The sequence below is a fragment of the Sphingobacterium sp. PCS056 genome (assembly GCF_023273895.1).
Lineage (GTDB): Bacteria > Bacteroidota > Bacteroidia > Sphingobacteriales > Sphingobacteriaceae > Sphingobacterium.
The window spans coordinates 4,343,272-4,370,043 of the sequence record NZ_CP096883.1 but is presented as its reverse complement, the minus strand read 5'-3'; the positions used below and the strand labels follow the sequence as shown (position 1 = coordinate 4,370,043).

Sequence of the window (26,772 nt, the reverse complement as noted above, 5' to 3'; positions counted from 1 at the left end):
AAATACTTCAATAAAAAGTAATATGCTGTTGTCTAGGTGAAGAATGATGAAAACCTATTTACGTCAATTTTTGTGAGATAATCTATGTAATGTAAGTAACATCATGCTTGCATGGAGACTTTTATTATGCCTGGATCGGGGAGGTGATCTGATAAAAAGCCTTCGTCAGTTTATGACGAAGGCTTGATGTATTTTTTATCTTACGTATATTTGATATCCTAATTTTGACAATTTATGTTAATTGCTTTGAATGAGTTTATCCAGAGATTTTTTAATTGAGGGATCAGCATAGTCGCGTCCACCTTCCAGTCGATCCACCAGATCTCCCTTTTTATCAAGGATTACTGTCGTTGGAATAGCGTTTCCTAAGAACTCAGATGGTATTTCACCATGAGGTACATAGACTTGTAAATCATATTTATGTTCAGCCATGAATGCTTTCGATTTATCCATCATACCATCTACATCGACCATTAAAAATATGATTTCATTAGTTCCTTTAAAAGACTGTTTTAGGGAATTAATAGATGGCATTTCATGAATACATGGAGGACACCACGTTGCCCAGAAATTAATGAATACTACTTTACCCTTTAATGAGCTTAACGTAATATTTTTTCCATTTTCATCTGTAAAGGAAACCTCATTAGCTTGGTGTGTTGGACTTGATAGAGCACTGTCAACAGTTGTTTCGATTACCTGCGAAGTTTGCGTATCGTTAGTTTTTGAATTGCAAGATACGGCAGTAATACACGTCGCGATCAGAAATATACCGATCATTTTCTTATTTAAATGGATTATCATATTTATTTCTATTTACTTATTTTACCTTCTTTTATTTCTTCCGATGGTTTCAGTATGATTTGACTACCTGCTGATACCTGACCAAATATTTCTGTTAAAGTATCCAAATATACACCTTCCTTGATTGGAATACGTTTTATTTCCTGATTGTCTAATATAAATATAAATGTACCACTCTGATTAGTCAGAATACTTTTTTTAGGTACCCAAGTTGACGGTTTATTACGTTTTAACGTAAGTTTGACTTGTGCATAATCTCCTCCTTGTAATTCTCCAGATGTATTATCTACGTCAAATTCTAGTGTTAGTGATCGATCATGTTGATCTAACAATCCAGATGTACGTGAAAGTGTCGTCTTAAATATTTTTCCAGGTTGAGAACTGACAGTAAAATTGGCTCGTACGCCTTGTTGTACTGATGCACCATGTTTTTCTGGAAGAGATAGAGTTAAACGTAATTTATTTCCTTGAGCAATCGTAAATAGGGATTGGTTGGACGATGAACCCGCCAATGCGCCAATAGATACACTTCTTTCAGTGATTACGCCATCGAAAGGAGCTGTGATACGTAGATATTGCTGTAATTGTGAGGTATGTGAAGTACCTGCTCTAGAAGATTCGAAAGCAGCCCTTGTACTTTCAACATTACTTTTCGCTCTCTCTAATTCAATTGCCGCTATGGCACCCGATGTTGTTGAAGCATCTTTTAAGCGATCATATGCTTGCCGAGCAAAAAGATAATCACTGTAGATCTTCTGCTCTGTAGCTTTGTCAGATAAATACCGCTGATTCATTTCGGGAGCTTCTAATACTGCTAATAGTTGGCCTTTGCGTACATGATCTCCACGATCTACATATAGCTTTTTTACAAATCCTGATACCTTTGCAAATACCGCTACCTGCTCATAGGGTCTTAATTCCGCAGGAATTGAAATTTCGTATTCTGGATTGATAAATTGTACGGATGCTGTTGGATAATTTATTCTTTTTTCAGTTTTTTTTGTTTCCTTATTAATCTGATTTTCTTGCTGTAAGCATGCCGTAAGTGTCATTGATAAAGCAAGTGCGAGGGTCAGGCGTATAGTTTTATATATTGATATTGCAGGGTACATGATCGTAGAGTTTAAATGAATTATGTTGTTTGATTAGAAAAAAACTGGCTTTCCTTATCATCAGGATCAAGAGATGGACTGATAATAGTTGTTTTGGACATAAGAGACGAGAAAAAGTGTGGTAAGAGAAGCAGAATAGCTAGGGTAGATGCAATAAGCCCACCAATAACGGCTCTACCTAATGGTGCAACTTGCTCTGCTCCGTCACCTATGCCTATGGCCATCGGCAACATACCAGCTAGCATGGCAGCAGCAGTCATTAATATAGGTCTCAAACGAGATGATGCTGCTAGTCTTGCTGCATTTACTGGTGTCAAAGCCCTATTTCTCCTATAATATTCGGCTTGATTAACAAGCAATACAGCATTGGATACTGATACACCGATGGACATAATTATTCCCATATAGGATTGTAAATTAAGTGTGCTGCCGGATAAAAAAAGTATAATTAAACTTCCAGTAATCACCGCAGGAATAACGGATAAAATAATTAATGGAATTTTAAAAGATTGGTAATAAGCGGATAACATCAATAAAATAGCGATAATCGCTACTGCTAACCCTGTCAACAGGCTCCCTAATGTGTCATCCAGCAGTTGCATTGTTCCTTCTGTCCATACATTGATACCCCGAGGAGGTTGTCCTACATCATTGATTGCTTTTTTTACGGCTGCAGACGCTGTACCTAAATCCTTATTGTAAACATTGGCGATAATGGTGACATAACGATTGGGACCTTTACGGTTTACTTGTGCTGGAGCTGTCACTCTGCGTACTGTTGCAACATCTTCTAGTAGAGGGCGAAGATTTCCTTTTTTTAACGGAAGTGACTTGAGCATTTCTTCTGATGACATGATCTGCTCGGGGATTTGTACCTGAACTTGAAAAACAAGTCCTGATTTAGGATCTACCCACAGATTTTTATCTGTAAATCTAGTAGATGATGTAGCAGTAATCAAACTTCGTGTGATGTCTTGCATGGTTAAACCAAACTGCCCCGCAAGATCACGATTGACTTCAATTTCTACTGTAGGATATTCCAGCGGTTCTGCGATGCGTACATCTCTTAAATATGATATTTCTTTTAAATTGGATTCAATTTTTGCTGCAAATGCACTTGCAGCCTTTAATTGCCCAGCTCCGACTTTAACTTCAATCGGAGTCATGGCTCCTTGTCCCATTATTTTTTCAGTCAGCTCCATCGGTTCAAAATTTAGCTGTACATGTGGGTGCTTTTCGTTTATTTTTTTTCTTATTTCCTCTTTGAGGTCCTCCATGGAATTTTTATAGATCTCTTGATTAACGGATACTTGCAATACCGCTTCATGAGAAGCACTGGTAAACAGAAAAATAGGATTGATTGGGGATGTTGCCGGATGCATCCCAATAAAAGCTGATGTGATCGTAGTTCCATTGTCAGGAAGCATGACTTTGATATCCTCTGTTATTGCTTTGACAATTTGTTCTGTTTTTTCAATTCTACTTCCTTGTGTTGCTTGGATACGTATCTGAAAATCTCCACTATTGGAAATAGGCATCACATCTGTACCGACGAAGTTCAATAATAAGCAGGTTGCAGTTCCAGTGCATAATACGTACACTATAAAAAGGGATAATGATTGGGTAGACCATTTCCTTATCCTATACGAATAGTTGAGGCTGAATTTTTCAAATAATACTCTTTTTCTTGGTATTTTCTTTATCTCTTGATGCTTATCTTTCATAAACCAATTGGCCAATATTGGAACAAAGGTTTGAGAAGCTATAAATGAGGCAATCATAGCAAAAGCTACAGCCATAGAGAGGGGAATAAACATGTCTCTAGGAATACCTGTCATGATAAAAGCAGGTGTCAACACAGCAAGGATACAAAGTAGAATTAACAATTTAGGAACAGAAATTTCAAGTAATGCATCGAGAATAGCTCTTTGCTTACTTTTTTTCATTTCCATATGCTGGTGTATATTTTCAATGGTAACTGTGGCTTCATCAACCAGGATGCCGATCGATAATGCAAGACCACTCAATGTCATGATATTAAGTGTTTGGCCAAAGAAGTATAGTACCATAACAGCTGAAAGAATAGCAATCGGGATAGTAAGTACCACGATAATTGCTCCTCGACTATCACCCAAGAATAAGAAGATCATTAATCCGGTAAATACGGCTCCCAATATACCTTCATGTATGAGATTTGTTAATGAACGTTCTATATATTTTGACTGATCAAATTCATAACGGATATTTACATCTTCAGGAAGTTGATTTTTTAACATTCCCATTGATGATTTTAAATTATTAACAGCATCAAGTGTCGAAGCATCAGCTTTTTTAATAATGGGCAAGTACACAGAACGCTTTCCGTTGATCAAGGCATAACCTACAGTCTGATCCGCCGCGTCAGATACTGAGGCTACATCGCGTACATAAATGATGCGATTGTCTGTTGTTCTAATAGGAGTGTTTAAAAATTCTTCCGGATTTTTGACTATTGAGTTAATGGGAGCCATTAAATTTTCATCTGCGATACGGATGTTTCCTGCAGGAGATGGAATGCTACTTTTTGTAATGGCTATGGTAATGTCTTCTGGACTCAGACCTTTTGCTTGCATGGCCTGGGGATCAATATCGATCACTATAGAACGTGTGCTTCCTCCAAATGGTGCAGGAGCCGTAATACCAGGAATATCAACGAACATGGGCCTAATTTTCGTCAGGACAAGGGTCTGTATTTCGTTGATTGAGAGCTTGTCACTTTCAAATACCAATTGCCCGACAGGGAGTGAACTTCCATCAAAGCGTACGACCATAGGAGGTACTGCTCCTGCAGGTAGAAAACCCATGGCTCTTGAAACTGATGTTGAAACCTCTCCAGCCACTTGTGCCATATTAGTGCCCGGATAAAAGGTAAGTTTCATTAGGCTTAGCCCTTGTACACTTTTAAAGTCAATGTTTTTGACACCACTTACAAATAAAAGTACCTTCTGAAATTCATTTGCCATAAATCCATCCATGTAGGCTGGAGATAAACCCCCATAAGGCATAGCGATATACATGGCAGGTAGTTCAACTTCAGGAAAGATGTCTACATTTATTTTTTTTATTGTACTGTAGGAAAAAAAGGCGATCGTAATGACTGCTACCATGATAGCAATGGGTTTCCTAAGTGCAAATCTAACTAGATTCATGTCTATGTATTAAAGGTTATTAAAAAGATAGTCAAAATCGGCAGCTAACTCTGATTCATGAGCCAATAATATCCAGTAGGAAAGTGAAGCTTCGATATGATTATTTTCAGCTTGTTCTAATAAATTGCGGATTTGTAATAATTCACTCAGTGTGATCAATCCACTCTTATATCGAGCGAGATACATGATATAAGCATCTTGAGCTTGTTTAACAGCAATTTGGGATTTTTGGATCTGTTTATATTTCCAGATGCTTTTTGTCTGATATGCAGATAGATCAGCTTGCATAGCTTCCTGATATTGTGTCTGTAATAACTTCGTGCCTTCAGATTCTTTTAATAAGCTTTCTCCTCTAAATCGATTAGTATATAGGCTCGTTATATTCCAGGTTAATCCTATTCCAACCAACAAATTGTTGGTGCTATTTTTAAACCCATCTTGCCACGCATTTGAAGTTTTTTCAGTGGTGCTAACACCTGTTCCCCGATATCCATAACCACCTAATAATTTCAAAGAGGGCATGGCTGCTTTTTTTTGTGCTTCTCCTGTATGGATGTAATATTGTGCTTGTTTTTCTAATGTAACTAATGTTGGATGTGTATTTGATATGCCTTGATCAGCAAGCAGATGATATTTTTCCCTCGGATTAGAAAAGCGATGAATAGATGAAGTGTAAGTCAGATTTTCTCTGCCATATAATTCTTTGAGTTTGATGTAAGATGAATGCTTATTACCCATCCAATGGTCATACTCGCCTATAGCCTGCATATAAGAAGAGGATGCTAAGAGACTGTCAGCTGCAGGTTTAAGACCGGATAAGGCTAAACTGGAACTGATTTTGCGAATATCGTCTAATCGTTCGGTGTTTTTCTTTGATAAATCTAATTTTGCGTTATGATAGAGCAATATAATATAGCGTTCGGATAGTACTTTTTTGAGGTTGAGAATGTATGCCTCTTGCTCACTGACTTTTTTCTGAAATAACATCTGTGCTGCTTCATTTTCATTTTTAATTCTACCGAAGGTGAATAATTCCCATTCTATAGTAGCAGACGCGAAACTATTTGCGGCTAGGCGGCTATTTTCTTGTGCAGTTGAATTGCCACTAACATTGAAAAAACCGGGTTGTGGAAAAAAAGCTCCTGCATTACCTTCATATGTCCCGAAAGTATTTTGTACCTGTGTTTTTAGTTGCGGAAGACTACTAGTCTTTATAGCCCTCGCTTTTAACTGGGCAGCATGTGCTATATTTCTTTTAACCCCAATTCCGGGATAATTCTCTTCCACCTGTTGCCATAAATTGCCCAGTGTATGATCGATTTGTTGCTGTCCGTATATTGGCGATAAGGACGCAATGGCAAACCACAAATATGTAGTTGCCACTATGTGTTTTATCATAGTGATTATAATTATTATGAGACCGTTGGTATATCAACGATCTATCTTGAATAAAATAGAAGTTTTGCCTATTAAAGTGATGATCAATAGGAGTACGGGGAGGTGAAAAAGAATATTAAATTTGGAGATTACGATCTCGTATAAAGATGGGTATGGAACTTGATGATTTTAATTTTCCATAATGTGTAGGTACTTGCAGCCTGCCAGTAGTAACGCTAAAAAGCAGCAAAAATGCGATTGTAAATAAGACTGTTGGTGTATAATCACTAGCCTTATAAGAAATAGTTTGTGATATCTGTGTGTCTGTGATTTCAGCACTGCTACATTTATCCTTACTGCTGCCTGAAAATAAATTTCCGTTTTTTACAGGGGCTTGTACTGTACTGATTTGGATATCAGCCCAGCTTTTGATACTACTTTTTACTGCACAGGAAGTCAAAAGCACAAAAAAAATCGTGGCAATGATAAATAAGATACGATGAATTTTTTTTGTTATGTTTAATCTATAGCAATTCATATCGTCGTAAATCTAGGGCTTTTTATATGATTCAGCAAATATTTCCTACTGGTTTTTGTTTTCTAACAGGTTTGTTGCTTAAGACATAATCTTTATACATTGTATTTTAATCTATTTTTCGTAAAGGACATCATGATACTTAGTACGACCCATATTCCGAGTTTTTGGATCCCATTTGGATGGTATGAGGAATTTCCTAGTGGAGAATACGGTGCTTTTGCCCTGAATGGTTATCCGGACATAAATGGGGTGCAGGCCTGCTTTGTTGGCTTTTGCTGCACGGGCATACATGTAGACGGTAACTTGATTGCTCATTGTGGTGGTGTTTTATTTCAATATTCAATTTATTCTATTGGATATAAACTGTCAAGATGTTCAACAACTGGTCAGGTAATGCCTTTGTTGGGTGTTCATCTAGAGGTTCATTTTAGCGAGACCCTAGCTAACCATTTTTTAGGGTTTCGCTAGGGTCTCGCTGGAAATGAGAAGTATTGAAAAAAACGATATGGCGGATCAAAGAAAAACCCTACAAATTGTACAATTTGTAGGGTTTTGATACTTTCTCCTTGTTAGGATGCGGAGCGCGAGGGATTATTACATGATCCCTTAAAGGGGGAGGCTTCATCATAAAATAAAGCCATTCGCTATGCTCATTTACTTTGTTGTTTATGTCTTATTGTTGGAGCAAGCTTCCAAAAGTCTATAAACAACAAAAGCCCAAATTACTTTGGGCTTTATTTTTTGTTGGCGGAGAGCGAGGGATTCGAACCCCCGGACCTATGACAGTCAACAGTTTTCAAGACTGCCGCATTCGACCACTCTGCCAGCTCTCCGCGACAAAAGTACGAATTTTAACATTGCTACCAAATTTATTTTGATAATATAATCACTTTAATGGAATATAAGAGGGGATTTTATTGATATTAAGGGCTTTAATTTTATTTATTTTATGATTTAGGATGGGAGTTAAAGGTGTATTAAATGATAAACATAAACTTTTAGTGTTTAAAAAGAAATGATGAGATCATGGAAAAAAGTATATTTTGTCTTTGTTTTTCTCTTGTAGGGTTATAAAAAACAAATTTTGAGATCATATGTTATGATATAAATAAAAGTTTATACGTATGAAATTACTCAAAGTTGCACTCGTCGTTGGCAGTTTAAGAAAGGAATCATTCAACAAAAAAATTGCTAGGGCTGTTAGTGAGTTCAAGGTTGGAGGTCTGCATTTTGAAAATATTGAAATCGGGGAGCTACCTTTATATAATGAAGACTTGGAAGAAAATGAGCCCCTTGAATGGCAAAATTTTCGAAAGGAATTGAAACTTTATGATGCGGTATTGTTTATTACTCCCGAATATAATCGATCTGTAACCGCAGTACTTAAAAATGCATTAGACGTGGGCTCAAGACCTTATGGCAAAAGTGTATGGGATGGTAAACCTGCTGCTATTATCAGCTGTACAGCGGGGGGATTAGGTGCTTTTGGAGCTAATCATCATCTTCGTCAATCTTTAGTGTTTTTAAATATGCCAACTCTCCAACAACCAGAAGCTTATTTAAGTCATGCAGCCAATCTATTTGATGAGTCAGGCACATTAATAGATGCATCTACTCGAGATTTTCTAAAGTCCTTTCTTATTAAATTTAAATCGTGGATTGAAAACAATATAGAAGAGAAAAAAGTATAAAGCAAAAAATCCTCTTTACTTTTGTAAAGAGGATTTTAAGTACGCCCATCAGGATTCGAACCTGAGACCGTCGGTTTAGAAAACCGATGCTCTATCCAGCTGAGCTATGAGCGCGTGTCCCTTTCGGTGATGCAAAAGTACTTAAATGATCTATATTTCCAAAACTTAAATGTTTTTTTTTAATCAAAAACATTAAGTCCTTGCTTTTCAAGCTAATTAATTTTTGAGTATATAAACTAAAAATTGGGGATTGCTGTGAACGGAATCGATTTTAGTAGTCATTGATAGTTATAATGAATATTTTTTCATTATAACTTGATAGATTGAGCGTATATGGGATATGTCACGGTGTATTGACTTGAAAGTTTGATTTGAAGAAACTGTATTCCTTAATCATGTTTTAAGGTAATCCGTTAACTTATTCACAGTCCATATCAGTTGTACCTATATGTTCGATGGTTGTTATAGTTAGCCACTTAGTGTAATTGGTGTCGATAGGTTTGTCACTTGAATAAATATTGTCTCCATAATCTATCCGCATGATATCTTCAGGTAGATTTACTTTGTCCTTGGGTAATTGAAATAGTTCTTCCAGCTTGTTCTTTGCTATACTATCTTTAAAGGTTACAAATATCTCTTGTAAACTGCCGTTTTCAAAACTAAGACCAATATCCTTAATTAATGGGGAAATTTTAGATGTCAATGTAGATGGAAATTGTATACCTTCATAATAGGCATCGGTCAATACACAGGGGTCTCCTTTATTAATGTAGTTGTTATGATCGCAATTAAATATGGAATCTCGATAATCAAAATGTTTTTCGATGATGCAGCCTATTTCTGCTGGATTTTTTCCTGCCCAAGATAATATTGGGTAAGCGTAGTGCCCATCAAAACGTGATTTTAGTACAGACGCTATTGTACTTCCAGTAGAGTTGTTACACGCACTACTTAGGATTAAAAAAGAAAAAAATAGGATGCTGGATATTCGTAGCATGTAAGTTTTTTTGTGAAAAAATATTAAACCTTGAAGTTACAAAAAAATATTACCGTGATGCGAATAGTATGTATAAATAATCAATTTGTTACTGAAGCGGGATAGGAAAAAAAATAGCTTTAACATATATGTTAAAGCTATTGATGTGGTGCCAGCTGGATTCGAACCAGCGACACAAGGATTTTCAGTCCTTTGCTCTACCGACTGAGCTATGGCACCTTCCAAGTTTTTATTTTGAATCTGTTACTTTCAGATTTGGTGGTGCCAGCTGGATTCGAACCAGCGACACAAGGATTTTCAGTCCTTTGCTCTACCGACTGAGCTATGGCACCTTCCAAGTTTTTGTTTTGAATCTGTTACTTTCAGATTTGGTGGTGCCAGCTGGATTCGAACCAGCGACACAAGGATTTTCAGTCCTTTGCTCTACCGACTGAGCTATGGCACCTTCCAAGTTTTTATTTTGAATCTGTTACTTTCAGATTTGGTGGTGCCAGCTGGATTCGAACCAGCGACACAAGGATTTTCAGTCCTTTGCTCTACCGACTGAGCTATGGCACCTTCCAAGTTTTTATTTTGAATCTGTTACTTTCAGATTTGGTGGTGCCAGCTGGATTCGAACCAGCGACACAAGGATTTTCAGTCCTTTGCTCTACCAACTGAGCTATGGCACCATCATTTGCACTCACATTTAACTTTGAATGCGATGCAAATATACCCCGATAATTCGAATTCTAAAATTTTTCACCCATTTATTTCATGTATTTTTTTGAAAGACTTGATTTAGATACAGATAAAATTTACAAGAAATTAACACGTTAAAATTTGAAATAGCCTATCTTTGCATTTCAATAAAATAAAATGAGTAAAAGAGGAAGAGTATTAGTTGCTATGAGTGGGGGTGTTGACAGTTCGGTCGCGGCTGTCATGCTTCATGAACAGGGATATGAAGTCATAGGGATCACGATGAAGACTTGGGATTACGCAGCATCTGGTGGTTCGTCTAAGGAAACTGGATGTTGTAGCTTGGATAGTATCAACGATGCACGTTCATTGGCTGTCAATTATGGTTTTCCACATTATATATTGGATATTAGAGATGAGTTTGGCGATTTTGTTATTGATAACTTTGTAGAGGAATATATTGCCGGTCGTACACCAAATCCTTGTGTATTGTGTAATACCCATATCAAATGGGAGGCGTTAATGAAGCGTGCTAACAAATTGGACTGTGAGTTTATTGCTACGGGACACTATGCCAATATTCGCCTTCACGACAATAACCGTTATGTGATTTCGAAAGGTAAAGATGAAAATAAAGATCAGTCCTATGTACTTTGGGGAGTGGCACAAGAAAACTTGGCACGAACTCAATTTCCATTAGGATCATTTACGAAAAAGGAAATACGCCAGATGGCTTTAGATATGGGGCAGGTTGAGCTTGCTAATAAAGCGGAAAGCTATGAAATCTGTTTTGTACCGGATAATGACTACCGTGCTTTTTTAAGACATAAAGTGCCAACATTAGATCAACAAATTGGTCAAGGTAACTTTATCTTGACAGATGGTACAGTAGTAGGTCAGCATATCGGTTATCCTTACTTTACTATTGGGCAGCGTAAAGGTTTGGGAATTGCATTGGGCAAACCTATGTTTGTGGTCGAGATACTTCCAGAAAGTAATACCGTAGTTTTAGGTGAGGAGCATGAATTGGAAAAATCATTCGCTTATGTGCGCAACGTCAATTTGGTGAAATATGCTTCATTGGATCAACCAATGGAAGCAATTTCAAAAGTACGGTATAAAGATGCTGGAGCTTTATCAACGATCTCGCAAGAGGGAGATATGGTAAAGATTGACTTTGTCCATAATGTAAAAGGAATTGCTCCTGGACAATCTGCTGTTTTTTATGAAGGCAATGATTTGATTGGTGGTGGATTCTTAATGAAATAGAAAACTATAAAATAAAATAATGAAAGGTCTTAAAATTTAGTTTTAAGACCTTTTTTCGTTGATATTGCTCGCTGCTATTTGTAAGACTCGATGATTTGATTTATTTTCCATTCTTGATTTTCGTTACATAAAGTTATACATTCAATTTTTGTAAATGTATCATATTTCATCTCTATTCTTGCTATGACACAGTTGTCATTCTTTTCAACAATACTGTAGTTCGTTTTACAATTTTGAATAAGTCCCTTGTTTGATTTAAGGTAGGTAATCAGATCTGATTTATTATATGTTTTTGTTTTTGCATTTGAAGATTGTGTCCACTTAAAATCTTTGGAAAATAAATGTTGGATACCTTCGGTATTACCTTCCGTTGTGATCTGGATATAGCTATCAATGACAGTGATAGGATTTGTGTTTTTAATCTTTTTATCTCTTGCAAAACTATTCGTTGTCAAAGCTACGAGAGCTCCTATTAGTGCAAATACGATAAAGATCGAGTTGAATGAATTTTTCATGGTTTTTAGTTTTAGATTCTTGATTAAAGTTTTTCTTTTGTTAAATCAAAAATAGATACGTCAACTAAAAGTATGAACGGCAATCAGGTAAATGGTCTGGTAAACTCGGTAAAAGGGGGGGAGGCCTCGGTAAAGAGAAAAGACATATGAAAATACTCGGTAAATAGTTTTTTTGAATAAAACAGTTCTTTTTTTGACTGAAAAGAACTGTTTTATTAGAGGCTAAAGTGTACTAATATTTCATCCACTTCATAATCTCTTTATAATTTGCTTTTTTACCATAAATCAGAATACCAACTCGGTATATTTTGGCTGCTAACCAAGTTACGAGCAAAAAAGTAAGAATCAAAATGATTAATGACACAGCGATCTGCCAAGTCGGCACTCCAAATGGTATACGCACCAACATGGCAATAGGGGAGGTGAAGGGTATGAAGCTTAACCATGTTGCTATAGGGCCATTAGGATCATTGATAATGACACCAAACGATAACACATAAGTTAGCAATAAAGGCATTGTGATGGGCATGGTGAATTGATTGGCTTCTGTCTCACTATCTACAGCTGAACCAACTGCGGCAAAGATAGCGCTATAGAGTAAGTAACCTGCAAGGAAGAACAGGAAGAAACAAATAATGATCTCTGTGACGTTAACTGAATCGAGATGTTGCAATATGCCGAAACCAAATCCAGAGCCTGTTGTTTGCTGCATATTCGCCATACTGCCTTGCTGCATTGCCGCCTGTTCTACAGCTTCTTTATTTAGCAGATTAGTAGCTAAAAAGATTAATCCACCTGTAAGTATAATCCAAAGTAGGAATTGGGTAAGTCCCACCATACCAATGCCGATGATTTTGCCCATCATCAACTGGAAAGGTTTGACCGATGAGATAATGACTTCGATGATACGGTTACTTTTTTCTTCAATGACACCCCGCATCACTTGAACGCCATAAAGAAATAGCGAAAGGTAAACTAATATTGCTAGCCCTACACCGATACCCATAGCGATACCTGTGTTGCTGTTTTTCTCTTCCCCGTCTTCAGTCAATTCTTTGGCATTGACGTTTATATGCGGTTGTACAGAAACTAGTACTTGAGGGTCAATGCCCAGTTTTTTGTATTCCGTTAGTCGGATGATACCTTCGAGCTGGCGAGCGATGGAGTTTTGGATTGTAATATTTGCTTTATCAGCAGAAATGAGCTCAATGTCAGATTTCTGGTAGATGTTTTTTGGAATAACCAGAATGGAGCTGTTTTGCTCATCGTCTTTGATTTGTATTTTCAAATCTTTTAGCGAGCGGTCACTTACAGTGAACGTTATGTTGGGGTCACTTTTCAATTGGGAAGCAAAGTCACCATGTTGATCCAGAATGTAAACATGAGCATGGGCATCTTTGAAACTTTTCTTTGTCAAATAAAATATTCCACCGTATAAAGCGATGAAAAATAGGGGAACCAGAAATGTCATCAATAGGAATGATTTCTTTTTGACACGTGAAAAGTATTCGCGTTGGATAATGAGTAATATTTTATGCATGATCGATTTCTTTTTTAGAATTATTGGATAGGGTAACCTGCTCGATGAAAATGTCATTAATTGACGGAACGATCTCTAATACTTGATGGATCTCGGCTAATGGTAGGAGACTTTGTAATACTTGATTTATGTTAATGTCTTTGTTTATCTTTATTGTTATATTTGTCTTATTTTCAATTTGTTCTAAATATTTTAATTCGTATAGATTTTCTATATGGATTAATTTTTCATCAGCTAAAGACTGTAATTCTATTTTATAGGTTTGATTTTTATATTTGTTTTTAATGTCGTTAATGTTGCCATCTAGTATTTTCTTCGAACGGTTTATCAAAGCGATATGATCGCAAAGTTCTTCGACAGATTCCATACGATGTGTCGAAAAGATGATTGTAGCACCTTTTTTGTTCAATTCGATGATTTCATCTTTGATTAGGTTAGCATTGACGGGATCAAATCCAGAGAACGGTTCGTCCAAGATAATCAGATCAGGTTGATGAAGTACAGTGGCGATAAATTGTACTTTTTGTTGCATGCCTTTACTGAGATCTTCTACTCGTTTATCCCACCATGACAAAATGTCTAGTTTTTCAAACCAATAATTAATTCGATCAGTTGCTTCTTTCTTATTCAGACCTTTTAATTGAGCTAAGTAAAGAATTTGTTCACCTATTTTCATCTTCTTATAAAGTCCTCTTTCCTCAGGAAGATAGCCTATACGTCCAATATGTTTAGGCGCTAATGGCTCACCATCGAAAATAATTTCTCCAGAATCTGGACCAGTTATTTGATTGATGATTCTGATCAATGATGTTTTTCCTGCACCATTGGGACCTAAAAGTCCAAATATTTTTCCTCTTGGAATATTAAGAGATACATGATCCAAGGCTCTATGACTCGCATAGTCTTTTACGACATTTTTGATTTCTAAAAGCATGTTTTATTTTGGTTAATTCTTATGTGTTATATATTTTGTAACGGCTTTGTAGTGTACTCTTGCTGTTTTTTGATAGTTGATGATACTCATCCTATTTCTCGATAATGTGTATCAGTTAGCTAATCAGTTACATGTGCTTAACATGAGTATTTTTAAAGTTAGTAAACAGTCCGCATGAAATGTTACACTTTTATTTACTTTATCGTTTTTATAAATTTGGATCTGAGTTGAATTTGTCAGAAGGAGAGTTTTATGCTACCTTTGCAAGATGCAAATTAAAAAAGCCGAATTCATCTGTAGTAATACACGAGTTGATAAATTGCCGGAAGGCAAACTACCAGAGTATGCTTTTATTGGTCGTTCCAATGTGGGTAAATCATCACTAATCAATGCTATGGTTGGTAAAAAAGGTTTAGCTAAAACGTCTCAAAAACCCGGTAAAACGCAACTTATAAACCATTTTATTATCAATGATGATTGGTTTTTAGTGGATTTGCCTGGTTATGGTTTTGCTAAGACTTCGAAAACTAATCGTGAAGCTTGGGAGAAATTTATTCGCCGTTATTTGACCCATCGCGATAATTTGCAATGTATTTTTGTTTTGATCGATAGCCGCCATGAACCACAGAAAATAGATCTTGAATTTTGTTATTGGTTAGGTGAGAAGGGCTTGCCCTTTATGCTCGTATTTACCAAAGCAGATAAACAATCCCATGTGAAATCTGATGTGAATATGTCAAAATTTAGAAAAGCTTTGTCGGAATGGTTTGAAGAGATCCCCAAATGTTTCTTAACTTCTGCAGAAGTGAAATCAGGTTGTGATGCTATATTGGATACTATCGCTGATATCAATACGCGATTTGTTTTGCCTGAGGTGACTTCAGATATTGATCAAGAGGGATATGATGATGAGGATAAATACGGTGACGTCGATCTTGATAGATATCGTCATGCTGACGAAGAGGAATAGTTTATGAAGAAATATTTATCCTTAGTATTGTTTGCGCATAGTATTTTCGCATTGCCATTTGCCATTATTGGTTTTTTCTTAGCAATCCATACAACCAATCATACTTTTGATTGGAAGCTGTTATTACTTATGCTTATTTGTATGGTTACAGCAAGGAATGCAGCCATGGCGTTCAATCGTTACTTAGATAGGGATATTGATGCAATTAACCCTAGAACAGCAATGCGTGATATTCCAGCTGGTAGAATTTCTGCACATGGTGCACTACTATTTACCATCACGAACTGCTTGATTTTTGTAATTGCGACCTATTTTATCAATAGTTTGTGCTTTATGTTATCACCTATTGCTTTATTTGTTGTGCTGTTTTACTCTTATACTAAACGTGTTACTTCATTATGTCATTTGGTGCTTGGGTTAGGATTAGGTTTAGCTCCTGTCGGTGCTTATTTAGTAGTTACAGGACAATTTCATATTGTACCCGTACTTTATGGACTGGCAGTGTTGTGTTGGGTAAGTGGATTTGATATTATTTACGCATTACAAGATGAGGAATTTGACCGTCTAAATAAGTTGAACTCTATTCCTGTATTGCTAGGTACAAAAGGAGCTTTAAGGTTCTCTGAAATTTTACACATATGTTCATTTATATTCGTCCTACTACCGATATTGTATATGGAAGTAGGCTGTTTTTATTATATAGGTGTTGTCTTTTACGGATCTTTACTGATCTATCAACATCGAATTGTGAGTCCTACTGATTTGAGTCGTGTTGATCGTGCTTTTATGACAACAAATGGTATCGCATCGGTGATATTTGCTATTTTCTATTTGCTCGATATTGTTCTATAATTGATATGGTGTAGCGTTACACTGCATAGATCACTTAAAGCCAGATTAATTTTGATTAGTCTGGCTTTTTTTTATTTTCTGAAATGTTTTTTGCATCATCCTGAATAAAAATTTATATTTTCAGAACTTGAAATATGAATTAAACGCTAGTAATTAGCAAAACCTTAAATTATGACGGAAAATTATTTTGAAAATGTTGTGAAAATAGCCTCTGACCTTGTATGGAGTGATATTTTTATTTATTTATGCTTATTGACGGGTTTGTTTTTCTCCATACGTACCGGATTTCTTCAACTGACCTATATCAAAGATATGTTGCGTTTGTTGTTTCAAAAGAAACAAACCGACGAAGGTATTTCTTCCTTCCAGGCTTTTGCACTGGCTATTTCAGGTCGTGTGGGTACCGGAAATATTATCGGAGTTGCCACAGCTATATATATGGGCGGTCCAGGTGCTATCTTTTGGATGTGGGCCATTGCATTTTTAGGTGCTGCGTCAGCGTTTGTTGAGTCTACCTTAGCGCAGGTATATAAACAGCAGGTCGGTGGTGAATTTAAAGGAGGTCCGGCTTATTATATCGAAAAATGTCTCGGTGTAAAATGGTATGCTGTTTTATTTGCTATTATAACAATTGCAAGTACTGGTTTTTTATTACCAGGTGTGCAGAGTAATGCCATTGCATCTTCCATGCACAACGCATTTGAGATACCTGTAGCATACACAGGCATAGGAGTAGTAATTTTACTTGCTGTTATCATTTTTGGTGGTGTACAGCGTATCGGACGTGTTGCTGAGCTTGTTGTGCCGTTTATGGCAGGAGCTTATATATTAATGGCTTTAGTGATCATTGCTTTAAATTATACCCAGATATTCGATGTTTTTGGTTTAATCTTCAGCTCTGCTTTTAGTGTGAATGCTACATTTGGAGGAGTGGTCGGTATGGCCATAGCTTGGGGAGTTAAGAGAGGTATTTATTCCAATGAAGCTGGACAGGGCACTGCCCCACATGCTGCCGCAGCAGCAGAAGTGAGTCATCCAGCACAACAGGGATTGGTGCAAGCATTCTCAGTATATGTCGATACTCTATTTGTTTGTACAGCCACAGGGCTCATGATTTTATTTACCAATCAGTATAATGTGGGGCAATTTGATGGTGCTGGCCAACTGATGGGGTTTATTTCAGAACATATACCTGGAGTAAATTATACAGCTTTTACACAAGCAGCAGTATCGCACCATTTTCCTTTGATAGGTAATGGCTTTGTCGCAATAGCACTATTCTTCTTTGCATTTACTACAGTAATGGCCTATTACTATTATGCAGAAACTAATTTGTCCTATATCTTTTCAAATAAGGTAAATCCTACAATTACTTGGGTTTTACGAGTGGTATTTTTAGGTGCGGTATATTATGGATCTGTAAAAACGGCTGAGATTGCTTGGGCAATTGGAGATATTGGGGTCGGTCTAATGGCTTATGTCAATTTGATTGCTATATTATTGATGAGCAAAACAGCATTAAAGGTTTGGAAAGACTATAAAATGAAACGAAATAGAGGGGAGTTGAATCCAAAATTTAGTGCAAGGGAATTGGGCATTAAAAACGCAGATTTTTGGGATCAGGAAAAATTATAGAAGAGATGTATCATCAATCATATATTAAGAATTAACGCATTTGAAGATGGAGTCAGTCTCTACATGCAACTTTACCTTACGGTAATTAATAAAAAAGCTCTCAAGATTTACTTGAGAGCTTTTTTATTAATTTAACGTTCCAAATTGACGATCAGCCATATCTTTTTCGTAATGTGCCATGAGCGCATTGCGATGATTTAAGACTTTTGATTTTGCAAAGTACTCTTCATTGTCCGCGTATATAAATAACAGCGTACCATCCTTGATGGTGTTGATAATAGGTTTGCTTAATTCTCTGGGTAAGGCAGGACAGCCATAGCTGCGTCCTAATCGACCCAACGCACTTACGATACCTGTGTTTACATAATCTGCTCCATGCACCACTACAGCTCTTGATTTAGCCTTGTCATTGAACCCCTCTTCCAATCCATTTAGCACTAGAGAATATCCATTTTCACCTTGATAAGTATTCTCCGTTACATAAAAACCAAGTGAGCTTTGGTAAGATTCGGGAGTATTTGAGAAAGAAGTAGCGTAATTGCTTCCGCTATTTTTACCGTGCGAAACAAGGGAATGAAAAAGGACTTTTTCGTTCTTAATATCTAATACAACAAGTCTTTTTTCTGTTGATGCCAATGTAAAATCAATTATTGATAATATATCTTTGTTTTTAGCCGGTAGTAATTGATAACCTTCCATTGCTTCTGCGAATGCTTTATAGTTCACCACATCCTTCAGATTCATGCTTTGGTAGAGTGAATCTACCTTCGATAGTTCTTTTTTAATTTCAATTTGTTTTTTATGAATTTCTGGCGCTACTGTATTTTTTGATTCTGAGAATACTGCCGCATATAAACCCATAAATAAAATGAACACTAATTTCTCCATATCTTATCCTTAATTGTTTTTCAAATACAAATCTAAGAACTAAAGATAGTTAAAAAGTGTAAAAAATTGTTAATCAGTTTATTAATTATTGTTAATCAATAACTATCACCAATGTTTGAAAGTCTTTTGACCTTTTATAAACAAATTGTGCATGCGATGACGCATTTCTGACACACATATGTGAACGAGGAATGGTACCTAAAGTAGAGCTATATTCTGTTATTTTTCCATTAGGATTATTAACAGGAACCCCGTGTATATAAGCTCCGGCCGTAAAACGGCTTGCATATGGCGCATATCCCTCTATACTCTTTGTACCATCTTTAAAATAAAACATTTTAGATTTATGCTGTTGAAGCACAAATATACCTGTAGGTGTTTCTTGTGCATGAGGAGGCTTGTGACGGCCTGTTGTAGCAGGATTCATGCTGCGTACTACCCATCCTTTTTCTGTTTTATCCAGTGTACAAATATTTTGGTTTGTAACATCTACAACCGCTACTTGGTCAAATTTGACCGAATCTCCAATTATTTTAACATATCTTTTTGGCACTTCCCAAGTTCCATTAAAAGATACACCCTCAACTTTTATACGTTTTAGGGTGTCACTACTTTGTAGCTTGACTAGCCATCCATCTTTACCATATATAGCAGGTAATTTTGTTTCCCCTATACGATATAATGGACTTGCTTGATAGCGCTCCGTTCCTAAAGAATCGGCAACGCGCTTGTAAGAATCTCTTTTAAAATTAGGAATTGTTGGTGCCTCACCATTCGAGTTTTGATAATTTTGCAAAACTCCATAGATCGACTCTCCATCTTGAAAATTTTCAATAAAGGCTAATTTTTCTTTTATTTTATCCCATTGAAATTGCCGTACAGTATCTTTATATGGATAAGTATCTTCCAATGTATACTTTGTATATTGTAACTCTTTGGTGATCTTGATGTCTTCTGCGGTCTTTGGTTCAGCTTTCGCTATTTGCTCTGCTTTCTTTTTCGACGCTGCCAATGAATCTGCAGTAGTATCTTTTTGGGGACTATTTTTAGGTTGCCCATTTTGACAAGAAATAAATAGGAGACATATAAAAATAGTAAATTGTAATTTTTTTTCGACAGAGAAATACTTCATAAAACATGGCTGATTAAAACGATGACATATCAGAAAATCTTAACTTCTTAAAGGATAGTTTTTTCTGAATTATTTCTTTACCAAACATAGTGCCGAGATTTAGTATATAGCCACGATTTTGCAGCGAAATATAATTAAAGTATTGTAATTGATATTATTTACAATACTTTTATCATTAGCAAGATAAAACAATTAGGTGATGGTGACGTTCTATCAATAATTTCCACTATTTTTAGTTTAACTATATTTCAAAGATATATGAATTCAAACTTGCGCTATTTAATCATACTCATATTTTGTTCTTCTTGTGGTATTATCCACAATGTGCCTATTTCGCAGAAACCTAATTCATTCGTAAAACCCAATATCTCAAATTCATTTGTAGACCAGAATGGAAATTTTTATCCTGATAATTGGCGAAAATCTTATGGAAATCCTCCGCAGAATGGAAAAAGAGAAGCCTATTCATTGATGAAAATAGCGACAGACAGAGGAATTGTAGATGAACTGAATGGATTTGAAGTTAAAAAACTAAAAGAACTCAAGGAGCATGTGAAATCAAAGAAACGTATTTTTATTTTTGTTCATGGATTTAATGCTACCAATCAAGAAGTAAATGAGAGTTATGGTTACATCCAAAAGCTGATTAAGATTAATGCTCAGGAAGACGAGATCATACGTTTTTACTGGGATGGATTGTCCATTACAAATCCTTTTGCAGGAGTCAAAGTTTGGTTTACGGCCACATCTTTCAGCCAAATGGCAGGTGAGTTTGGTTTACGAAGGGTGTTAAATGCGATATCTAATAAAGATATTTATATTATTTCACATAGTCGTGGAGCATCTGTAGTGCTCAGCGCGTTGAGTAAGCCATCTTTTAATGAGAAATTTATTAAAGAAATTAAGGAAGTTCATAATGTTGATGTAGAAAAAGCAAGTAGCTTATCAGAAAACCAAAATCGTATTACATGTATTATGTTAGCACCAGCAATTGGATTGATAGATTTTAAATCAAATGAAATGGGTAATGATTCTTTCTGTTCATTTAGTCCTCAAATTAAAAAAATTCATATTACCACGAATAATACCGACAAGATGCTCAAGAAATTTGTTGGATTTCTTGCGGATAAATTAACACCAACGGATTTAGGGTACAAAGATGATGTCTACAACGAATTGATCAAACATTATACTTGCATTGATAAAACTGATTTTTCAGGAATGGAAAGCCACGCTTTTAACCAGTATATTCGCAATCCTAAATTTAAAACCATGTTAAAAGCAAATGGAATTGCATTGAGGTAGACAAACTAACTCTTTTTATTGTTTTCTCTTTTATTATAAGTCAGATAAATTCTTTTTACTTCTAATTGTTCGGATCTCCCTTTTGTAATCATCATATGTAGATGATTGTCCGTCATAAGCTTGCTATTTCGGATTTTATTTTTTAAGATGTTAAGATAGGCAATAGCGCCAAATCGCGATTTGTTTAAACCTAAAAGTTGACATGAATAATTACCTAAAAGGTAGTAGTTGTAATAAAGGTGAATTTCACGCATCATTTTACGTCCTAATGCTGATGTGGGGTAATATGCTGCTATTGGTTCCTGCTGTAGTGCATTTGCTAGCAGTTTAGAATCTGCATCGCCTTCTTTTTGTGTCATAGTCCAATAATAAAGTGCATGGATTGCTTCCTGCTCTGTGTCAGGCAATAATTCAAGAGGAATTCCTAATAAGTAACCAATATATTTCCAAAGGTGAAGTACAGCAGTGATGTCGTCAGGAAGGATTTGAAAATGCATACGTTGTAGACCTACCATAAAAACTAAAGAAAAGCCTAGGTTTGTTGCCAACATGTCCCACTGGTTGAGTGGAATGCCCCAGTCATCTTGCTTCCAATTCGTTTTACTCAAAATATTAATCCGAGAATAGGAATGGATCATTCTGGTTTCAATGATTTTCCGAAAACCGATCTGATCCTTTTTTAAGGATTGGTTTTGCATGATATCAACCCAGAATTCAACTGTATCAGCAAGTCTTTTGACTGCTCCTTTTTTTAAAGCGCCTGTATAAATTAATGGTTTATTGATGGCCGCAGATTCATAGCCACCCATAAGGCAATAATCGCGAAGTACAATTAATCCACTTAAACCTGACCGTTGGCAAACTTCTATACCTTTTTCTACCATGTTCCAATTGAGCCATGATGGTGAAGTGTCTATTTGTTTAAAAAAGGTATCTAGTGCATCTTTAAAGGGCATCAGAACACTTTTAGGATCTGTTAAATAATCTTTTATAAGTTGTTGACCTTTTACAAATCCCACTTGTAGATGCAGTTGGTTCACCAATTTGTCTGCAGACTCATCGTATGCGTACAGATAAGGAATAAGGTTTTTCGCATCATCTATGCTGGGTTTATGGTCTAACTTTTTTAATAGTTTTACTCCAGCTCCCTTTGTCCAATAATGTTGAAAAGAGGAAGTATTGACTTTGTACCGATTTGGTATTTCCATTTTATACTAATTTTCAATATTCCAGTTTACAAAATCTCCTATGGCATTTATAAAATTTGGCCGATAAGTAAAAGTGAAATCGATATAATCCGACTGACAAGAGCTGGTATCGCTGCAACAGAATTGACGATTTATACTGAAATTAATTCGGAACTTACCACGTGTCTTTTTTTCATCAATAGTGAATTTTTCGATAATCAGATCATCAATTTGCGGAGCACCATCTTTATCTGATAAATTGTCAAATACAACTTCCTGTAATTTTCTTCGGTCGTCAACTGTGATTTTATTGACTAATAATGTGAAATTATGATTGATTTCTACCCATTCTTTTTCAGACACCTTTATATTTAATTTGATTGTTGACATGTCTTTAATGTATAAGCAATTTGATCCTGAATCAATTGTTCTTCAGGAAAATAGTGTGTTCGTATTTTGGGGCTCAAATTCAAAAGTTCAGCAATTGCATTAAAAATGAGGTATTTCAGCTCAGAAATAGACAAACAAATAATAACGTTGCTATAAGTGATACTATTTTGGTCTTGAATAGTGTATAAACGCTTTTGCATGGATCTAAGTTTGATCTCATTGATCAATATCTGCAGTTCTTCTTCCCAATAACCAATGAGATCTGCCAGTTGCTGTAATATAAATTGTTTCCTCCATTTTTTTAACTGTTTTTGATACTCCTTCTTACGTTTACAATAAATGGAAATCGTTGTATTTTTTAGAACGATATTAGGCATAGCGCTCCTCTCGATAATTTTAAGCAAATAGTTTTGCTGAAATAGTTGAATAGGCTCATCTATATAACTAATTTCTTCGTTAATAGCTGTAATCGTTTTTTTGTTTTTTATAAACTGTTCTAATGTATTGACATCAATATTCGCAGGAACAAAGATGGTATGAACACCCAACTTCGTTTCTAAACGAATATCCTTCGCATTTGTGGTAATGATTTTATAGTGTTTTCCAGCTATTTCAGTGATCATATGGAAATTAAATGTTTCTCCTTGTAAACATAATACTTACTTTTATTAAGTTTGTCATTAAATTAAAACAAAATAACGGTGATATGAAAAAACACACAGTACTTGCTGCTTTGATGATGTGTGGAGGGGTTCTCTTTGCACAGCAAAATCCAGCAATCAATCCAGCATTTATGGATAAGAGTGTCCGTCCACAGGATGATTTTTACAATTTTGTAAACGGTCAATGGATGAAAACAGTGGAAATACCTTCAGATAAAGCAAGATGGGGATCTTTTGATGAACTTCGTGAAAATACGGATATCGCCACTTTAAAGATTTTAAAAGAATCCTTAAGTACTACATTTGAACAAGGCTCTGATGGTCAAAAGATTGGTGATTTGTACCGTTCTTACATTGATTTTGACAAGCGTAATCAATTGGGGGTAACTCCAATAAAGCCTTTTTTAGATAAGATCGATGCTATAAAGGATTTTAAAGGACTATATAATTACTTAGTCGAAGTAACACCTATCGGTGGCAATCCTTTCTTTGGTGGTTATGTATATGCGCATTTGAAAAACAGTAATGTCAATACGGTTTATTTAGGTGCTGCCAGTTTAGGTCTTGGCCGTTCTTATTACCAAGTGGTAGACGCTAAAAATACCGAGACTTTAGGTGATTATTCTAATTTTATTTCGGCGCTTTATAGCAAAGTCGGTCAACGTACTCGTGACTTAAAAGGTCCAAAAATTGTTGCATTTGAAAAAGAATTGGCTAAAAATCTAAAAACAGTAGAGCAGTCGCGTGATGCTGAAAAGCGTTATAATCCAGTTGCAGTTGCTGATTTAGGTAAGATGGTTAAGAATATTGATCTAGCGAAATATTTGAAAGATACAGGATTTAAGGCGGATACGGTTATTATTTCAGAATTGGGCTATTACCAAAATCTAGATAAGGTACTGAAACCTGAGAATTTGGATATGATCAAAGAGATGCTCAAATTTAATGTCATGAATGATGCTGCAGGATACCTAACTGCGGATTTGGATCAACTCAATTTTGATTTCTGGGGTAAAAAGCTAAAAGGTCAAAAAGAGCAGCGCGATCTGGAAAAAAGGGGTCTTGAATTTGTCAATAGCCTTGTGGGAGAGCTTTTGGGTAAGTTGTATGTAAAAGAAAATTTCCCGCCACAAGCAAAAGCACAGGCAGAAGAATTGGTCGATTATTTGATCAAATCTTTTCAGCAACACATCAAAGATCTAGCATGGATGTCTGCAGATACGAAAGTGAAAGCTTTAGAAAAATTGGCTAAATTCAAAGTGAAGATTGGCTATACGGATAAATGGAAGGATTACTCTACTTTAGCAGTTGGTACTTCTTTATTTGACAACATTTTAAATGAACGCAAATGGGCTTTTAAAGACAATTTAGATAAACAAGGTAAACCTGTTGATAAGACAGAGTGGGGTATGACTCCACAAACGGTAAATGCTTATTACAGTCCTTTATTTAACGAAATCGTATTCCCAGCAGCTATTTTACAACCGCCATTCTACGATTATAAAGCTGATGCAGCTGTTAATTTTGGTGGTATCGGTGCTGTGATTGGTCATGAGTTATCTCATGGTTTTGATGATCAAGGAGCTAAATATGATGGAAATGGTAATTTGAACAACTGGTGGACTGAAGAAGATAAAGCTAAGTTTGAAGCTTCGGCTGATGCGTTGGTAAAGCAATTTGAGGCGTACGAACCCGTACCAGGTGTTAAAGTAAATGGCCGTTTTACTTTAGGAGAAAACATTGGAGACTTAGGTGGATCATCTGTAGCTTTTGATGCATTGAAGATGTATTTGAAAGATAAAGGTAATCCAGGCTTGATCGATGGATATACACAAGAGCAACGTTTCTTTTTATCATGGGCGACAATCTGGAGAACGAAAACCACAGATGAGTTTGTTGTGAACCAAGTGAAGACAGATCCCCATTCGCCTGCACAATACCGTGCTTTTGCGCCCATCATCAATTTAGATGGTTTCCATGAAGCATTCGGTACTAAAGAAGGTGATAAATTATTTGTCCCTAAAAAGAATAGAATCGTGATTTGGTAATGTAGAATCAATTTTAAAATAGAAATGGGTCAACGCTAAAAAACGTTGACCCATTTCTATTTATTCTTGATCTTATTTAAAAAAGTAACGCTCTTATTTGTTTTTCATCCTCTTTAATTTGATCTTTCATTTCTTGTAGCGAATCAAATCTTTCATCATGACGAATAAAGTGTAAAAATTTCACACGCAATGTTTTACCATAAATATCTTCATTGAAGTCGAAAAGACTAATTTCAATACTCCTATTCATTCCATCTACCGTCGGACGTGTGCCTATGTATCCCATTCCTTTAGCAATGCTATATGGTTCTGTTTCGATGTATTCACCTGTGGTGATATTTTGAAGATGATCAAAAATATGAACTTCTACAGCATAGATACCATAGGCCGGAATCAATTTATGCTGTTCATGTACCTGCAGGTTGGCTGTAGGAAAACCTATTGTTCGTCCAATTTGATCACCACGTATTACCGTTCCTGTTAATTCAAAGGGATAACCCAAATACAGGTTTGCGGTGTTGATATCACCCGTAATCAAGGCGAGGCGTATTCTGGTTGAGGATACGGCTACATCATTGATATCCTGCTCCGGGATCTGCTCTACGGAATAATCAAAAATATCAGCATACTGCTGCAAATCTTTTAAACTACCTTTTCTATCTTTTCCAAAGTGATGATCATATCCAATTACAATCTTTTTTGTACCTAATTTTCCGACTAATACATTGCTAATATATTCTTCAGGAGTTTGGTTTGAAAAATCACGAGAGAAAGGGGTAATGATTAAATGATCAATATCTAATTCAGAAAGTCTACTGACTTTCTCTTCAATATCATTAATAAGCCTTAAGCTATCATCGTCAGGATTGATAATTAATCTTGGGTGAGGGTAAAAGGTTAATAAAACCGTTTCACCATTAATTTTTTTAGCACATTCTTTTAAATGAGTTAATATTTTTTGATGACCGATATGGACGCCGTCAAATGTACCAATGGTAACAACTGCATTTTCCAATGCTTTAAAATCATCTAAACTTCTATAAATTTTCATTTAATG

Annotated in this window: 23 protein-coding genes and 7 tRNA genes; 7 read left to right on the top strand and 23 right to left on the bottom strand. The window is 35.8% G+C overall.

The annotated features are described in order from the left end of the window. Positions 1 to 237 precede the first annotated feature (237 nt). The 7 genes from MUB18_RS18275 to MUB18_RS18245 all read right to left on the bottom strand — a co-directional run bounded on the left by MUB18_RS18275 (position 238) and on the right by MUB18_RS18245 (position 7,852). On the bottom strand, positions 238 to 804 hold the full coding sequence (locus MUB18_RS18275; RefSeq protein WP_248754165.1) for a TlpA family protein disulfide reductase: 567 nt from the start codon (positions 802 to 804) through the stop codon (positions 238 to 240). An 8-nt stretch (positions 805 to 812) separates the two neighbouring features. Beyond that, positions 813 to 1,916, bottom strand: a complete 1,104-nt coding sequence (locus tag MUB18_RS18270) for an efflux RND transporter periplasmic adaptor subunit (RefSeq protein ID WP_248754164.1) — start codon at positions 1,914 to 1,916, stop codon at positions 813 to 815. Positions 1,917 to 1,936: 20 nt separating this feature from the next. Further along, positions 1,937 to 5,104 (bottom strand): efflux RND transporter permease subunit, encoded by a 3,168-nt coding sequence (locus MUB18_RS18265; RefSeq protein ID WP_248754163.1) that lies wholly within the window; start codon positions 5,102 to 5,104, stop codon positions 1,937 to 1,939. Between the two features lie 9 nt (positions 5,105 to 5,113). Continuing rightward, the gene (locus tag MUB18_RS18260; RefSeq protein WP_248754162.1) at positions 5,114 to 6,502 is read right to left on the bottom strand and encodes a TolC family protein; all 1,389 of its coding nucleotides are present in this window, start codon (positions 6,500 to 6,502) and stop codon (positions 5,114 to 5,116) included. A gap of 115 nt (positions 6,503 to 6,617) precedes the next feature. Next, positions 6,618 to 7,019, bottom strand: coding sequence for a hypothetical protein (locus MUB18_RS18255; RefSeq protein ID WP_248754161.1), 402 nt, complete (start codon positions 7,017 to 7,019; stop codon positions 6,618 to 6,620). 111 nt (positions 7,020 to 7,130) lie between these two features. Continuing rightward, positions 7,131 to 7,310, bottom strand: coding sequence for an Arm DNA-binding domain-containing protein (locus tag MUB18_RS22055; RefSeq protein WP_411028125.1), 180 nt, complete (start codon positions 7,308 to 7,310; stop codon positions 7,131 to 7,133). Between the two features lie 454 nt (positions 7,311 to 7,764). Continuing rightward, positions 7,765 to 7,852: transfer RNA gene (locus tag MUB18_RS18245), tRNA-Ser, on the bottom strand. A 291-nt stretch (positions 7,853 to 8,143) separates the two neighbouring features. On the opposite strand from MUB18_RS18245, the gene MUB18_RS18240 reads away from it, so the two are divergent. Further along, positions 8,144 to 8,710: an NADPH-dependent FMN reductase gene (locus MUB18_RS18240; RefSeq protein ID WP_094771651.1), complete on the top strand. Its 567-nt coding sequence runs from the start codon at positions 8,144 to 8,146 to the stop codon at positions 8,708 to 8,710. A 40-nt stretch (positions 8,711 to 8,750) separates the two neighbouring features. Here MUB18_RS18240 and MUB18_RS18235 read toward each other — a convergent pair. The 7 genes from MUB18_RS18235 to MUB18_RS18205 all read right to left on the bottom strand — a co-directional run bounded on the left by MUB18_RS18235 (position 8,751) and on the right by MUB18_RS18205 (position 10,378). After that, positions 8,751 to 8,824 (bottom strand) — tRNA-Arg (locus tag MUB18_RS18235). A 304-nt stretch (positions 8,825 to 9,128) separates the two neighbouring features. Further along, entirely contained in the window at positions 9,129 to 9,707 is a 579-nt protein-coding gene (locus MUB18_RS18230; protein WP_248754159.1) for a hypothetical protein, read from the bottom strand. 146 nt (positions 9,708 to 9,853) lie between these two features. Then, a tRNA-Phe gene (locus tag MUB18_RS18225) sits at positions 9,854 to 9,926 on the bottom strand. Positions 9,927 to 9,963: 37 nt separating this feature from the next. After that, positions 9,964 to 10,039, bottom strand: a tRNA-Phe gene (locus tag MUB18_RS18220). A 37-nt stretch (positions 10,040 to 10,076) separates the two neighbouring features. Further along, a tRNA-Phe gene (locus MUB18_RS18215) sits at positions 10,077 to 10,152 on the bottom strand. A gap of 37 nt (positions 10,153 to 10,189) precedes the next feature. Continuing rightward, a tRNA-Phe gene (locus MUB18_RS18210) sits at positions 10,190 to 10,265 on the bottom strand. A gap of 37 nt (positions 10,266 to 10,302) precedes the next feature. Next, positions 10,303 to 10,378: transfer RNA gene (locus MUB18_RS18205), tRNA-Phe, on the bottom strand. 187 nt (positions 10,379 to 10,565) lie between these two features. On the opposite strand from MUB18_RS18205, the gene mnmA reads away from it, so the two are divergent. Next, positions 10,566 to 11,657: a tRNA 2-thiouridine(34) synthase MnmA gene (gene mnmA / locus MUB18_RS18200; RefSeq protein ID WP_094771649.1), complete on the top strand. Its 1,092-nt coding sequence runs from the start codon at positions 10,566 to 10,568 to the stop codon at positions 11,655 to 11,657. Between the two features lie 74 nt (positions 11,658 to 11,731). Here mnmA and MUB18_RS18195 read toward each other — a convergent pair whose 3' ends face one another. The 3 genes from MUB18_RS18195 to MUB18_RS18185 all read right to left on the bottom strand — a co-directional run bounded on the left by MUB18_RS18195 (position 11,732) and on the right by MUB18_RS18185 (position 14,646). Beyond that, entirely contained in the window at positions 11,732 to 12,172 is a 441-nt protein-coding gene (locus MUB18_RS18195) for a nuclear transport factor 2 family protein (RefSeq protein ID WP_248754158.1), read from the bottom strand. A gap of 232 nt (positions 12,173 to 12,404) precedes the next feature. Continuing rightward, positions 12,405 to 13,712 carry an ABC transporter permease gene (locus MUB18_RS18190; protein WP_248754157.1) on the bottom strand — a complete coding sequence of 436 codons (1,308 nt, stop codon included), beginning with the start codon at positions 13,710 to 13,712 and terminating at the stop codon, positions 12,405 to 12,407. Further along, positions 13,705 to 14,646: an ABC transporter ATP-binding protein gene (locus tag MUB18_RS18185; RefSeq protein WP_248754156.1), complete on the bottom strand. Its 942-nt coding sequence runs from the start codon at positions 14,644 to 14,646 to the stop codon at positions 13,705 to 13,707. Before MUB18_RS18185 ends, MUB18_RS18190 begins: the two co-directional genes overlap by 8 nt. 268 nt (positions 14,647 to 14,914) lie before the next feature. Here MUB18_RS18185 and yihA point away from each other — a divergent pair, with 268 nt between their 5' ends. From yihA to MUB18_RS18170, 3 genes are all read left to right on the top strand, one after another. Continuing rightward, positions 14,915 to 15,616 (top strand): ribosome biogenesis GTP-binding protein YihA/YsxC, encoded by a 702-nt coding sequence (gene yihA / locus MUB18_RS18180; protein WP_248754155.1) that lies wholly within the window; start codon positions 14,915 to 14,917, stop codon positions 15,614 to 15,616. A gap of 3 nt (positions 15,617 to 15,619) precedes the next feature. Continuing rightward, positions 15,620 to 16,468 carry a UbiA-like polyprenyltransferase gene (locus tag MUB18_RS18175; protein WP_248754154.1) on the top strand — a complete coding sequence of 283 codons (849 nt, stop codon included), beginning with the start codon at positions 15,620 to 15,622 and terminating at the stop codon, positions 16,466 to 16,468. Between the two features lie 171 nt (positions 16,469 to 16,639). Next, on the top strand, positions 16,640 to 18,103 hold the full coding sequence (locus tag MUB18_RS18170) for an alanine/glycine:cation symporter family protein (RefSeq protein ID WP_248754153.1): 1,464 nt from the start codon (positions 16,640 to 16,642) through the stop codon (positions 18,101 to 18,103). 126 nt (positions 18,104 to 18,229) lie between these two features. Here the strand turns inward: MUB18_RS18170 and MUB18_RS18165 are convergent, their stop codons facing one another. Next, a complete protein-coding gene (locus tag MUB18_RS18165) occupies positions 18,230 to 18,991 on the bottom strand; it encodes a murein L,D-transpeptidase catalytic domain family protein (protein ID WP_045754406.1) in 762 nt (253 codons plus the stop codon). Between the two features lie 91 nt (positions 18,992 to 19,082). After that, positions 19,083 to 20,123, bottom strand: coding sequence for a L,D-transpeptidase (locus MUB18_RS18160; RefSeq protein WP_248754152.1), 1,041 nt, complete (start codon positions 20,121 to 20,123; stop codon positions 19,083 to 19,085). Between the two features lie 258 nt (positions 20,124 to 20,381). On the opposite strand from MUB18_RS18160, the gene MUB18_RS18155 reads away from it, so the two are divergent. Continuing rightward, a complete protein-coding gene (locus MUB18_RS18155) occupies positions 20,382 to 21,428 on the top strand; it encodes an alpha/beta hydrolase (RefSeq protein WP_045755563.1) in 1,047 nt (348 codons plus the stop codon). A 5-nt stretch (positions 21,429 to 21,433) separates the two neighbouring features. Here the strand turns inward: MUB18_RS18155 and MUB18_RS18150 are convergent, their stop codons facing one another. Genes MUB18_RS18150 through MUB18_RS18140 form a run of 3 tightly spaced genes read right to left on the bottom strand, consistent with a single transcriptional unit; the run spans position 21,434 to position 23,628 of the window. Beyond that, positions 21,434 to 22,636 (bottom strand): oxygenase MpaB family protein, encoded by a 1,203-nt coding sequence (locus MUB18_RS18150; protein ID WP_248754151.1) that lies wholly within the window; start codon positions 22,634 to 22,636, stop codon positions 21,434 to 21,436. A 6-nt stretch (positions 22,637 to 22,642) separates the two neighbouring features. After that, complete coding sequence (locus tag MUB18_RS18145) at positions 22,643 to 23,005, bottom strand: hypothetical protein (protein ID WP_045754409.1); 363 nt, start codon at positions 23,003 to 23,005, stop codon at positions 22,643 to 22,645. Continuing rightward, positions 22,987 to 23,628 carry a YgjP-like metallopeptidase domain-containing protein gene (locus tag MUB18_RS18140; RefSeq protein WP_248754150.1) on the bottom strand — a complete coding sequence of 214 codons (642 nt, stop codon included), beginning with the start codon at positions 23,626 to 23,628 and terminating at the stop codon, positions 22,987 to 22,989. Before MUB18_RS18140 ends, MUB18_RS18145 begins: the two co-directional genes overlap by 19 nt. A gap of 83 nt (positions 23,629 to 23,711) precedes the next feature. On the opposite strand from MUB18_RS18140, the gene MUB18_RS18135 reads away from it, so the two are divergent. Beyond that, positions 23,712 to 25,715: a M13 family metallopeptidase gene (locus tag MUB18_RS18135; protein ID WP_248754149.1), complete on the top strand. Its 2,004-nt coding sequence runs from the start codon at positions 23,712 to 23,714 to the stop codon at positions 25,713 to 25,715. Between the two features lie 76 nt (positions 25,716 to 25,791). On the opposite strand, the gene MUB18_RS18130 is transcribed toward MUB18_RS18135, so the two are convergent. Next, the gene (locus MUB18_RS18130) at positions 25,792 to 26,766 is read right to left on the bottom strand and encodes a bifunctional riboflavin kinase/FAD synthetase (RefSeq protein WP_045754412.1); all 975 of its coding nucleotides are present in this window, start codon (positions 26,764 to 26,766) and stop codon (positions 25,792 to 25,794) included. Positions 26,767 to 26,772: the final 6 nt, after the last annotated feature.

Bases quoted from the DNA above. Each gene is read 5' to 3' on its own strand.
- MUB18_RS18275 (WP_248754165.1), bottom strand. From the start codon at position 804: ATGATAATCCATTTAAATAAGAAAATGATCGGTATATTTCTGATCGCG.
- MUB18_RS18270 (WP_248754164.1), bottom strand. From the start codon at position 1,916: ATGTACCCTGCAATATCAATATATAAAACTATACGCCTGACCCTCGCA.
- MUB18_RS18265 (WP_248754163.1), bottom strand. From the start codon at position 5,104: ATGAATCTAGTTAGATTTGCACTTAGGAAACCCATTGCTATCATGGTA.
- MUB18_RS18260 (WP_248754162.1), bottom strand. From the start codon at position 6,502: ATGATAAAACACATAGTGGCAACTACATATTTGTGGTTTGCCATTGCG.
- MUB18_RS18255 (WP_248754161.1), bottom strand. From the start codon at position 7,019: ATGAATTGCTATAGATTAAACATAACAAAAAAAATTCATCGTATCTTA.
- MUB18_RS22055 (WP_411028125.1), bottom strand. From the start codon at position 7,310: ATGTATGCCCGTGCAGCAAAAGCCAACAAAGCAGGCCTGCACCCCATT.
- MUB18_RS18240 (WP_094771651.1), top strand. From the start codon at position 8,144: ATGAAATTACTCAAAGTTGCACTCGTCGTTGGCAGTTTAAGAAAGGAA.
- MUB18_RS18230 (WP_248754159.1), bottom strand. From the start codon at position 9,707: ATGCTACGAATATCCAGCATCCTATTTTTTTCTTTTTTAATCCTAAGT.
- mnmA (WP_094771649.1), top strand. From the start codon at position 10,566: ATGAGTAAAAGAGGAAGAGTATTAGTTGCTATGAGTGGGGGTGTTGAC.
- MUB18_RS18195 (WP_248754158.1), bottom strand. From the start codon at position 12,172: ATGAAAAATTCATTCAACTCGATCTTTATCGTATTTGCACTAATAGGA.
- MUB18_RS18190 (WP_248754157.1), bottom strand. From the start codon at position 13,712: ATGCATAAAATATTACTCATTATCCAACGCGAATACTTTTCACGTGTC.
- MUB18_RS18185 (WP_248754156.1), bottom strand. From the start codon at position 14,646: ATGCTTTTAGAAATCAAAAATGTCGTAAAAGACTATGCGAGTCATAGA.
- yihA (WP_248754155.1), top strand. From the start codon at position 14,915: ATGCAAATTAAAAAAGCCGAATTCATCTGTAGTAATACACGAGTTGAT.
- MUB18_RS18175 (WP_248754154.1), top strand. From the start codon at position 15,620: ATGAAGAAATATTTATCCTTAGTATTGTTTGCGCATAGTATTTTCGCA.
- MUB18_RS18170 (WP_248754153.1), top strand. From the start codon at position 16,640: ATGACGGAAAATTATTTTGAAAATGTTGTGAAAATAGCCTCTGACCTT.
- MUB18_RS18165 (WP_045754406.1), bottom strand. From the start codon at position 18,991: ATGGAGAAATTAGTGTTCATTTTATTTATGGGTTTATATGCGGCAGTA.
- MUB18_RS18160 (WP_248754152.1), bottom strand. From the start codon at position 20,123: ATGAAGTATTTCTCTGTCGAAAAAAAATTACAATTTACTATTTTTATA.
- MUB18_RS18155 (WP_045755563.1), top strand. From the start codon at position 20,382: ATGAATTCAAACTTGCGCTATTTAATCATACTCATATTTTGTTCTTCT.
- MUB18_RS18150 (WP_248754151.1), bottom strand. From the start codon at position 22,636: ATGGAAATACCAAATCGGTACAAAGTCAATACTTCCTCTTTTCAACAT.
- MUB18_RS18145 (WP_045754409.1), bottom strand. From the start codon at position 23,005: ATGTCAACAATCAAATTAAATATAAAGGTGTCTGAAAAAGAATGGGTA.
- MUB18_RS18140 (WP_248754150.1), bottom strand. From the start codon at position 23,628: ATGATCACTGAAATAGCTGGAAAACACTATAAAATCATTACCACAAAT.
- MUB18_RS18135 (WP_248754149.1), top strand. From the start codon at position 23,712: ATGAAAAAACACACAGTACTTGCTGCTTTGATGATGTGTGGAGGGGTT.
- MUB18_RS18130 (WP_045754412.1), bottom strand. From the start codon at position 26,766: ATGAAAATTTATAGAAGTTTAGATGATTTTAAAGCATTGGAAAATGCA.